General features: G+C 61.6%; 8 protein-coding genes. 1 reads left to right on the top strand and 7 read right to left on the bottom strand.

Translation table 11 applies throughout. The features are described 5' to 3' along the window. Position 1 precedes the first annotated feature (1 nt). From AC1DWG_RS18215 to ggt, 7 genes are all read right to left on the bottom strand, one after another. Positions 2-1,390 (bottom strand): purine-cytosine permease family protein, encoded by a 1,389-nt coding sequence (locus AC1DWG_RS18215; RefSeq protein WP_477764561.1) that lies wholly within the window; start codon positions 1,388-1,390, stop codon positions 2-4. Positions 1,391-1,435: 45 nt separating this feature from the next. Then, on the bottom strand, positions 1,436-2,176 hold the full coding sequence (locus tag AC1DWG_RS18220; RefSeq protein ID WP_477754220.1) for a TorF family putative porin: 741 nt from the start codon (positions 2,174-2,176) through the stop codon (positions 1,436-1,438). 108 nt (positions 2,177-2,284) lie between these two features. After that, a complete protein-coding gene (locus AC1DWG_RS18225) occupies positions 2,285-4,024 on the bottom strand; it encodes an amidohydrolase (RefSeq protein ID WP_477764563.1) in 1,740 nt (579 codons plus the stop codon). A gap of 18 nt (positions 4,025-4,042) precedes the next feature. Next, complete coding sequence (locus AC1DWG_RS18230; RefSeq protein WP_477764615.1) at positions 4,043-5,839, bottom strand: amidohydrolase; 1,797 nt, start codon at positions 5,837-5,839, stop codon at positions 4,043-4,045. Between the two features lie 201 nt (positions 5,840-6,040). Beyond that, entirely contained in the window at positions 6,041-7,060 is a 1,020-nt protein-coding gene (locus AC1DWG_RS18235; protein WP_477764616.1) for a helix-turn-helix transcriptional regulator, read from the bottom strand. Positions 7,061-7,336: 276 nt separating this feature from the next. Further along, positions 7,337-7,870, bottom strand: a complete 534-nt coding sequence (locus AC1DWG_RS18240) for a cysteine hydrolase family protein (RefSeq protein WP_477764564.1) — start codon at positions 7,868-7,870, stop codon at positions 7,337-7,339. Between the two features lie 69 nt (positions 7,871-7,939). Beyond that, positions 7,940-9,667 (bottom strand): gamma-glutamyltransferase, encoded by a 1,728-nt coding sequence (ggt, locus tag AC1DWG_RS18245; RefSeq protein WP_477754224.1) that lies wholly within the window; start codon positions 9,665-9,667, stop codon positions 7,940-7,942. A gap of 136 nt (positions 9,668-9,803) precedes the next feature. Here ggt and AC1DWG_RS18250 point away from each other — a divergent pair, with 136 nt between their 5' ends. After that, the gene (locus AC1DWG_RS18250) at positions 9,804-10,316 is read left to right on the top strand and encodes a methylated-DNA--[protein]-cysteine S-methyltransferase (protein WP_477764565.1); all 513 of its coding nucleotides are present in this window, start codon (positions 9,804-9,806) and stop codon (positions 10,314-10,316) included. Positions 10,317-10,378 lie beyond the last annotated feature (62 nt).

Raw genomic sequence — 10,378 nt, forward strand, 5'->3', positions numbered from 1 at the left:
ATTAACCCCGCTCAACCACCACCGCACTCATTGACGGCTTGGCCAGCGCGTAATAGATCACACCCGGCACCAGCAGCCCGACGATCCAGGAAATGTCCACGCCGCCCAGTTGCGCAACCATCGGCCCGGAGTAGAAATGGGTATCGACAAAGGGCAACTGGATCAACACGCCGATCACGTACACGCTGATCCCCAAGACGTTCCAGCGACCGTAGCGCCCTGCCGGGTCGGACAGCGCCGGGATGTCGTAACGCTCCTTGTTGATGAAGTAGTAATCCACCAGGTTGATCGCGCTCCACGGGGTGAAGAACGTCAGCAAAAACAGGATGAAGTACTTGAACGAGCTGAGGAACGAGTACTGCCCCAGCAATGCCAGCGTGGTGGATGCCGCGATAATCAGCAGCACGAACAACATGCGCTGGCGGGCGGTGATCTCCAGGCGACGACGAAAGCCACTGATGATGGTGGCGATGCACATGAAACTGCCGTAGGCGTTGAGGGTGGACACCGTGACCTTGCCGAACACAATGCTCAGGTACAGCAAGGACGCGATCACCCCGGTGCTGCCCAGGCCGACAATGGTCGCCACTTCGTGCCCACGGAAATTCGCCCCGGCCAGTGCGGCGGCGAACACCCCCAGCACCATCGAAGTCTGCGCTCCCAGCACCGTGCCGAGGCCGACAGCGGCGAAGGTTTTCCACGACGAAGTCTTGCTCGGCAGGTAGCGCGAGTAGTCCGCCACGTAAGGGCCGAAGGCGATCTGCCAGGACGCCGAGAGCGACACCGCCAGCAGGAAGGTGCTCCAGCCGAAATGACGATTGTCAAGCAGCAGGCCGATGTCGTTGAGGGTCATCAACCGGGTGAACAGGTAGGCGAACGCGATGATGCCCAGCACGCTGGCCACCCGCCCGACCAGGTGAATCACCCGATACCCGAAGATCGTCAGGAACGCGATACACGCGGCGAAAATCAGGATGCCGGCGCTGTCGCTGACACTGATCAACTGCGCAATCGCCTGCCCCGACAACACTGCGCCGGTGGCGCTGAAACCCAGGTACATCAGGCACACCAGGACAATCGGGATCGCCGCGCCATACACGCCGAACTGCACTCGGCTGGAGATCATCTGCGGCAGCCCGAGCTTCGGCCCTTGTGCCGCGTGCAGCGCCACCACGGCACCGCCGAACACTTGCCCGATCAGCAAGCCGATCAGCGACCAGAACACATCGCCACCCAGTACCACCGCCAGGGCACCGGTGACGATAGCGGTGATCTGCAGGTTGGCGCCGAGCCACAGGGTGAACTGGCTGTAGAGGCTGCCGTGACGCTCAGCCTCGGGAATGAAATCAATCGAGCGAGTCTCGATCAGGGGACTGCGTTGCGCACTCATGACGATGTTTCCTTTGAGGAACTGTTTTTGTTGTCGGGGATGAACTTAGAAGGTCTTGGTGGCACTGGCAACGACCGTGGCCGAGCACAGGTCGTCATAGCCGTACCAACTGGCGCACTCGCTTTTCGACAAGTCCGTGTCGATATAGCTCAGGCCCCAGGTGACGCCGACGAAGTCGCGGGTCAGCTTGGCTTCCCACTCGTAGTAAGACTCACGGCTATCGCCACTGGCGGACCAGAACGCGGGGTCATTCACATCGTTGCGCCCAAAGCGCAAGTCCAGACCGACTTCGGCCGGCAAATCGATTTTGTAGCCCAGGTAGGTGTAAAGGGTGTCCTGGTCCTCGCCGAAGAAATTCGGCGTGTCCTTGGAGTAATAGGCACCCAGCTTCACGCCGTACAGGTCGAGGACGGCGTAGACCTCGCTGAGGTTGAATTCTGAATTCTTCGGGTAGTCGTACTTGATGTAGCCCAGATCCAGGCTGATCGCGTCGGTCGCCTGCCAGTAGTAACCCGCGTAGTACTCAAGCTCCTGCCGGGTATCGAAGCCGCCACCGAAATCAACATTGGAGGTCCAGGCGCCGATGTACAGGCCGCTGCTGTGCAGCAGCGTTGCGCCGCCCTGCACCGCCGGATCGCCCAGGGTTTGCGAGATGCCGCGGGTACGGTAGTCGCTGACGACGCCCAGGGTCATGTCCAGGCTGAAATCATCGTTGAGGGCCAGGGCCTGGCTGGTCAGGGGGGCCAGTGCCAGCGCGGCGAGGGTCAATGCTGAAAATGCGTTCATACAGTTCTCTTGTTGTTATGGCGTACGGGGAATTTCAGGCATGGCGATGCCAGGCCCCTCGCGCTACGAGGGGCTGGCAGTTTTTTGCGTGTGCTGGGTGTACGCAGGTCAGGACGCGGGGGCGTAGACCTGCTTGCCGGCGAAGAAAGTGTTCAGGACTTTGGTTTCGAACAGGTCGTCATCGCTGACCTTGAACACATCACGGTCGAGGATGATCAGGTCAGCCTGTTTGCCCGGTGCCAGCGAACCGATCTGTTTGTCCAGGCGCAGGGTTTTCGCCGCGTTGAGGGTGTAGGCGTAGAACATGGTCTGGCGGTCGATGCTTTCCTTGGCATTGAGTACGCCCAACGGACCTTTGCGCGTGCTGGCCTGGGCAATGGCGTTGAACGGGTTGGCGCTCGACACCGGCCAGTCGCTGCCACCGGCAATCGTCGCGCCGGCGTTATGCAGGGACCGCGCGGGATACTGGTAACCGTAGGCAAAGGCGCTGATGTAGGGCTTGACCAGTTCGACGGTGTAGGACTCGCCGGTGGCCCACAGCAGTTGCATCGAAGCGATCACGCCCAGTTGCTTGAAGCGTGGAAACTCCTTGGGATTGACCAGTTGCAGGTGCGCGATGCTGTGGGGCACGGGCGTCGGGCTGAGCTTGCGCGCATAGGCCACGCCATTGAGCGCTTCACGCACCGCACGGTCGCCGACGGCGTGCATGTGCACGATCCAGCCGCGTTTTTCCGCCGCCACCACCAGTTCGCCAAAGTGCGCTGGGTCGGTCAGCAACTGACCATTTTTATGGCTGTTCTTGAACGGCACGATGACCGCAGCGGTCTGCCCCGGGAATTCGAGAATGCCGTCGACAAACACCTTGATGCCGGGGAACGTCAGGTTAGGCACGCCCTCGAATTGCTTCATCACCGTGGCGATCACTTCCAGGTCGGCAGGTTTGCTCTTCGGGTTGGTGACCATCAACGCGGCGACGTGGGCGCTGAGTTCGCCGTTCTGCGCCAGTTCCTTGTACAGCGGCAGCACGCCGACACTTTCTGCGGTGGCATGGAAATCGAACAGCGAATCTTCACTGCCGCCGTTCGCCGCCGCGTCCATCCAGGCGGTGACGCCGAATTGATTGTTGATCTTCACCGCCTCGCGAGCGGCCTTGAGCATGGACTCCGGGCTGGGCGCCGGAATACCGTTGCGCACCACGTCCCAGCGGGATTCGGCGAAGTAGCCGTTCGGTGTGAAGTCTGCTTCATGGCCGATGTAGCCGCGTTCTTTTTCCGGCAGGCTCTTGACCAGTGCCGCGTCGATGCTCAAGCGCTTGAGCATCGCGTTGTTGGCCCAACCGGTGTGGCCGTCGATGCCGCTGAACACAATCGGTTGTTCTGCCCAGCGTCCCTGGTTGAACACCTTGCCCAGTTCACGGCTTTTCTCCCAGTAGGCCGAACTGACCCCCGCCACGCTGATCACATCACCGGAGCGGGCACGCCCGGTCTTGTCTTCTTCGATCAACCATTGCTCCAGTTCCGGCAAGGGTTTGACCTCGTCCAGCAGGTTGGCCTTCATGCTGTCGAAGGCGCCCGAGACCGGGTGGCTGTGGGTGTCGATCATGCCCGGCATCAACACTTTGCCCGCCAGGTCGATGCGCTGGGTCTTGGCATCGGCCAGGGCATTGATTTCGGCATCGCTGCCCACTTTCAGAATCTTGCCGTCTTGCACCGCAACAGCCTGCACCAGTGCCTGGCCGGGTTCGGCGGTAAAGACTTTGCCGTTGAACAACACCAGGTCAGCGGCGGCCATGGCCTGCACCGACGACAAGGCCAGCGCGGCGGCCAACAGGTTTGGAATCAATCGCATCGGAACGCTCTCTAGTTTTTATGGGGCGGATCGGGAAGTAACCGCTTGGGAAACCACGTGTGGCGCAAGCCCGAGGAACGGCGCCTTGGCCCACACGACCTTGCCGCCGACCAGCGTCAGCAGCACGTCGTTGCGGCCCAGTTCCTCCTCGGGCACCTGCATGAAGTTCTTGTCGAGCACGATCAGGTCCGCGAACTTGCCGACTTCGACCGAACCCAGCACCGCGTCCAGCTTCAGCTGTTCGGCGGAACCGAGGGTGATGCTGCGCAGCACTTCGGCTCGCGACAGCGCCGGATCGGCATTGAGTCGCCCGGCATACTTCGGCCCATAGCTGTGCGGATTGGTGGGGTCGCCGGAACGGGTGACACCGACTTTCAGCGCCAGGAATTCATCCAGCGGATCGACCGGCCAATCGCTGCCAAACGCCACTCGACCGCCGGCATGGGCGATGCTGCCCGAGGGTTCCATACGCGCAAATCGCGCGGCGCCAAGGTGATCACTGGTGCCGTCGACCGTGGACGGTGCCTGCTGTGCCCACTGGAACGACATGGTGGCCGTGACGTCCAGTGCCTTGAAGCGCGAATAGTCGGCAGGATCGACAGACTCGGCGTGCGCGATGGCCGGACGGAAATCAGTACCGGGCAGTTCCTTGCGCACGTAGGCGACGCTGTCCAGTGCATCGCGCACCGCGCGCTCGCCGGTAGCGTGCAGGTGCGGATCGAGACCGGCCTTGACCGCTTGCAGCAACAACGGATTGAGCACTTGCGGCGGGAAGTACAGCTCGCCCAGGTTCTTGCCCGGCGTCCACTTCGGCGCCTGGTCGGTGCCGCTGTTGTGCAGGTACGGGGTCAACATGGCACCGGTGTCCGCCGGGGCATTGATGATGCCGTCCATGAACAGTTTGACGTGGCGCATGTTCACGCCCGGCGCGACATGCACTTCACCCTGGTCGTAGGTGCTGGCCAGGGCCTTGGCCTCGGCGATGGTTTTCACCGGGTCGGCGGCAGCGGCGGCCGGGTCCAGCTTGATCGCCAGCAAGGCCCGGGCTGTCAGCTCGCCGGACTTTTGCAGGCTGGTGAAGGCTTTGCCGTTTTCCGGGCCGGACAGCGCGTCGAAGAAACTGGTGATGCCTTGCTGGCGCATGGCGTCGAGGGCTGCTCGAACCTGATTGAGTTTTTCCGCGTCGGTCGCAGGCGGGACCACGGCGGCCAACGATTCGGCGGCGCCGTCTTCACTGATGCCGTTCGGGTTGCCGGCGCTGTCGCGTCGGTATTTGCCGTCTTCGGGGTCGGCGGTGTTCTTGTTGATGCCGGCCAGTTCCAGGCCGCGAGAGTTGGTCAGCACGGTGTGGAAGTCGGTGGAGCGCACCTGGATCGGACGCTGGGTCTTGAGCGCGTCCAGGGTCGATTTGTCGGCGTCGCCATCGAGCCCGGTCATGCCCATGCGATCCCAGCTGCCGACTTCCAGCCAGACATCCGGCCCCTTGTCCTTGTCGGCATCGAGGCAAGCCTGGATGTTCGCCTGAAACTGCGCGCGGGTCATGGTCTGGTATTTCAGGTCGCACAGCGTCATGGCGCGGCCGCCATCCCCCGGGTGCATGTGCGCATCGACGAAGCCCGGCATCAGCATGCGCCCGGCCAGGTCGATCAGTTGTGTTTGCTTGCCGATGTAGCCGTCGACCCCGGCATCGCTGCCGACATAGACGATCTTGCCCCCCGAAATGGCAATGGCCTGCTGCACGGAATTCTGGCCATCGACGGTGTAGACGTAGCCATTGCGCATGACCGTGTCAGCGGGTGTCGCCGCCAACGCCATGCCGGAAAATGCCGTCGTCGCCGCAACGGCGATAAACAACCTGGAAAGTCTCAAATGCCTCACCCCTGTTCTTATTGTTTTGAAGCGGTCCGAAGCGACTGCGCCAGCCTCTGATAGACAGGGCCTACCCTATAGGGCGCAGCGTTCGAATGGACCTCTGCAAATGAGGAGGGGTCAGGCAAATAGTTGAAACGGCTGGGATTAATCCCGGCGCACGGACTCCGCCAGCGCACCCGGCGAACGCAGGACGGAGCCCAGCTCCACCTTGCTTTTCACACCGAGTTGCAAGTAGCAGTTACGCAAATAGGTGCGCACGGTCGCGGGGCTCAGGGCGAGCATTTTGGCGATTTCCTTGTAGGAGTGGCCGGCGGCGAACAGCATCGCTGCGGTGCGCTCCCGTGGTGCCAGGCCATCCCCGCCTGACGGCGCATCAAGGGAGAGGATGACGTGTTCGGCGTTGGGAGCGAGGGTCAGGGCGCAGCGGCCCAGGCGGATCACACAGGGGGCTTTCGACAATTGCGCAACGACTTCGACCGGCAGTGTCGAACCGCTCCAGCCAGGCAATTCGCGCTGGATCGCAGTGCACAACCTGGCGCCCACATACAGCAGACTGCCGTCCATGCGCGCGACGCCAAAATCACTCGCGCCGTTTTCGGAATCGAAGCGAATCATGTCTTGCACCTGGAACCGCCACAGCTGGAACAGGTGATCGCAAAAGGCCGCAAACAAACCGGCCTCGGTTGTGCTGAACGACTGCTCATGCCGGCCCCGGTACAGGCAGACAAAGAACATCAAGCCACTTTCGGGTAACTCGTAGGTGATGCACATCAGGTGGTAGAGGTCATGGCGCCGGGCGAACTCATTGACCGCTTCGCAAGGGTCGTTGAAGCCGCTGTCGCGCAATACCTCGCCGGGCTGATTCAACGTGTCGTGGGAGAATTTGTCATTGGCTGCCACCGGATGCCACTCGGCGGCAAAGGATTCGGGGAGATTGATGCTGCCATGCATCCAGCTCTGAGGGGGCACATCAGGACCAGGCGTAGACATCTCGCCCCACCAGGCAGAAGCGAACGGCACCAGGGGACCGAATGCCTGCAGGCCATCGGCGATGAACCGCGACGCCCCGCTGTCCCGCGCCAGCCGGCCCAGGTGCAATACGCAATGATTGAACGCCTTCAGCGTGGCCATCGACGTATCGTCGACCTTCTTTCCCTCCTCCATCATGGCGATCCCGTTCACTGCATGGTCTGGTGCTTCGACGATGCCATAGGCTCGGGAATGGCGTCCAGCTTGCCGTGACATCAACAGTTACAAACTGCCGTTCAGTCCGTACAACTGCGGTCGCAAGACCTCCGCCGAGGCCAGGTTGAAGATCGCGGGCCGTCGGCCAGTTGACCGGCGAGCTTGCTCGCGATAGCGGTGGGTCAGTCAACACCGATGCTGGCTGTAATGACGCCATCGCGAGCAGGCTCGCTCCCACAGGTAAATGTGGTGGTTTCAGAAATGGATGTCCTTGGCCGGTATCACATCGATCCGCGCCACGGAACCGGTCAGGTGCGCCAGGTCCTTGTTGTGCTCGGCGATGATGTCTTCGGCGGTCAGGTTACCGTTGTCGACGGTGGAATGCGCATCGCCCGCCAGCACCACGTCGTAGCCCAGTTTCAGGGCCTGACGCACGGTGGCGTTGACGCAGTAATCGGTCTGCAGGCCGCAGATGACCAGGCGCTCGAAGTCCTCCTTCGGCAACAGTTTTTGCAGGTTGGTCTGGTAGAACGAATCCCCGGTGGTCTTGCGCACGCGGTGGTCCTTGGGCGAGGTTTCCAGCCCTTCGGCCAGTTGCCAGCCGGCAGCGCCATGTGCCAGCGGACTGCCCGCTTCTTCGTGCTGGATCAGCACCACGGGCACTCCCGCCTTGCGCGCCCGGGCAGACAGGTCATTGATGGTGTTGATGACCCGTCCAATCTCGAAGCACTCGTACTCACCGGAACACAAAGCCTGTTGGACGTCGATGATTAACAACGCAGTGGTCATGATTTCCTTCCTTGTGATGTCGATGGATCAGGGGACGAACATAAGCCCGTCCCCCTCCGGACACAAGCCTCAATAACCCAGCGACAACCCGGTGTTACGCCGTGGGTCGTTCGCCCCGTAGAAACGGTTCTTGCCTACCGGCTTGCCACCCAGGGATGGCGCGCCGACCAGGATCGCCGCCAGGTGGTTGGCATCCTGGGGACCGGCGAACTTGTGGCCCCAGCTTTCGAGGATTTTCACCGTGTCCGGGCTGGTGGTGAAGGCTTCCAGGTTGGTTTCCTCCGGCAGCCACTGCTGGTGGAACCGCGGTGCATCCACCGCTTCCTGGATGTTCATGCCGTAGTCGATCACGTTGAGCATGGTCAGCAAGGTCGCGGTGATGATCCGGCTGCCACCCGGCGTACCGACCACCATCACCACTTTGCCGTCCTTGGTGACGATGGTCGGGCTCATGGACGATAACGGCGCCTTGCCGGGGGCGATGGCATTGGCCTCGCCCTGCACCAGGCCGTACATGTTCGGCACGCCGATTTTCGAGGTGAAGTCGTCCATTTCATCGTTGAGGATGACCCCGGTCTTGCTCGCCATCACGCCGGCACCGAACCAGTCGTTGAGGGTGTAGGTCACCGACACCGCGTTGCCCCACTTGTCGACGATGGAGTAATGGGTGGTGTTGTTGCCTTCATGGGGCGCTACGCCGGGCTTGAGTTCGCTGGAAACCGCGGCTTTTTGTGGTTTGATCGCTTCGCGCAGCTTGGTCGCGTAGTTTTTATCCAGCAGATGGGCAATCGGGTTCTTCACGAAATCCGGGTCACCCAGGTAGCTGTTACGGTCCACATAGGCGTGGCGCATCGCTTCGATCTGATAGTGCATGCCCTGGGCCGAGTGGTAGCCCAGATCCTTCATCGGATAACCTTCGAGGATGTTCATGATCTCGCAGATCACCACGCCGCCGGAGCTCGGTGGCGGTGCCGAGACCACGTGGTAGCCACGGTAGTCGCACTCGATGGGCGCCAGTTCGCGGGTCTTGTATTTGTCGAGGTCGGCCTGGGTGATGATGCCCTTGTTGGCCTGGCTGGAGGTGACGATGGCGTCGGCCACCCAACCCTTATAGAAACCGTCGGCGCCTTTCTCGGAGATCTCCCGCAGGGTCTTGCTCAGGTCCTTTTGCACCAGTTTCTGGCCGACCTGCATCGGCTCGCCTTTGCTCAAGAAGATCGAGCCGGAATCCTTCATGTCCTTCTTGAACATGTCGGTGGCGTAGTCCAGCAGATCGACGTCGCCCTGCTCCAGTTCAAAACCGTCTTCAGCCAACTTGATGGCCGGGGCGATGATTTCCTTGCGCGGTTTGGTACCGTATTTGGACAGCGCCAGTTCCATGCCCGAAACGGTGCCCGGCACGCCCACGGCCAGGTGGCCACGGGTACTCAAATCGGGAACGACGTTGCCCTCCTTGTCCAGGTACATGTTGGCGGTAGCGGCCAGCGGGGCTTTTTCACGGAAGTCGAGGAAGGTCTTGCGCCCGTCCGCCAGTTGAATGGTCATGAAACCACCGCCGCCGAGGTTGCCTGCCGCGGGGTACACCACCGCCAGCGCATAGCCGACCGCGACCGCCGCATCCACGGCGTTGCCGCCGTTCTTGAGCACATCCACGCCCACATGGCTAGCCAGGTGCTGGGCCGTGACCACCATGCCGTTTTCCCCGGTAGCCGGGGCCACGGAGGCGGCATGGGCGGTCAGGCAGCTGAGCGCCAACGAGGTCGCAATCAGCGATTTGGCAAAAGGTTCGTACTTCATGAGTCGGTCTCTTCTTGTTATTTCGTAGGAAAACGCTTCAAAAGCCGTAGCCAAGTATGGTCGGGATTACGTATTGCGCCTCCCCGTCGAGACAGTATCCTTAACGCCTGTTCAGCAATTTTGCGCGAGCCCTGGCATGACCTATACCTGCACCACCGTGGCGTCACCTGTGGGCCAGTTGAAGCTGGTCGCGAACGGTTCACGACTGGCGGCCATCCTCTGGGAAAACGACAAACCCGGCCGGGTTCGCCTGGGGCCGATGAGCGAAGCGCCGGACAACCCGATCCTGGTTCACACGGCTGCGCAGTTGCGCGAATATTTTTCCGGCACCCGCGATCGCTTCGAACTGGAACTGGATTTTGCCGGTACGGAATTTCAGAAGAAGGTCTGGGCAGCGCTGCTGACCATCCCGTTCGGCGAGACCCGCAGCTACAGCCAGATCGCCGAGCAGATTGGCAACCCGGCGGCGGTCAGGGCGGTGGGGGCGGCGAATGGCAAGAACCCGATTTCGATCGTGGCGCCGTGTCACCGGGTGATTGGTGCGTCGGGCAAGCTCACCGGGTTTGCCGGTGGGCTTGAGGCGAAGGCGTTGTTGCTGACGCTGGAGGGTGGGCAGTGGCCCGGCACGGCACGCCTGCCAGGCTTTTGATCTTTTGATCTTTTGATTTTGTAGGAGCTGCCGCAGGCTGCGATCTTTTGACTGTGCTTTTG

The sequence above is a fragment of the Pseudomonas sp. P4_B3 genome (genome assembly GCF_056402295.1).

Excerpts from the sequence above, each read along its gene's own strand:
- AC1DWG_RS18215 (WP_477764561.1), bottom strand. The coding sequence starts at position 1,390 with ATGAGTGCGCAACGCAGTCCCCTGATCGAGACTCGCTCGATTGATTTC.
- AC1DWG_RS18220 (WP_477754220.1), bottom strand. The coding sequence starts at position 2,176 with ATGAACGCATTTTCAGCATTGACCCTCGCCGCGCTGGCACTGGCCCCC.
- AC1DWG_RS18225 (WP_477764563.1), bottom strand. The coding sequence starts at position 4,024 with ATGCGATTGATTCCAAACCTGTTGGCCGCCGCGCTGGCCTTGTCGTCG.
- AC1DWG_RS18230 (WP_477764615.1), bottom strand. The coding sequence starts at position 5,839 with ATGGCGTTGGCGGCGACACCCGCTGACACGGTCATGCGCAATGGCTAC.
- AC1DWG_RS18235 (WP_477764616.1), bottom strand. The coding sequence starts at position 7,060 with ATGGAGGAGGGAAAGAAGGTCGACGATACGTCGATGGCCACGCTGAAG.
- AC1DWG_RS18240 (WP_477764564.1), bottom strand. The coding sequence starts at position 7,870 with ATGACCACTGCGTTGTTAATCATCGACGTCCAACAGGCTTTGTGTTCC.
- ggt (WP_477754224.1), bottom strand. The coding sequence starts at position 9,667 with ATGAAGTACGAACCTTTTGCCAAATCGCTGATTGCGACCTCGTTGGCG.
- AC1DWG_RS18250 (WP_477764565.1), top strand. The coding sequence starts at position 9,804 with ATGACCTATACCTGCACCACCGTGGCGTCACCTGTGGGCCAGTTGAAG.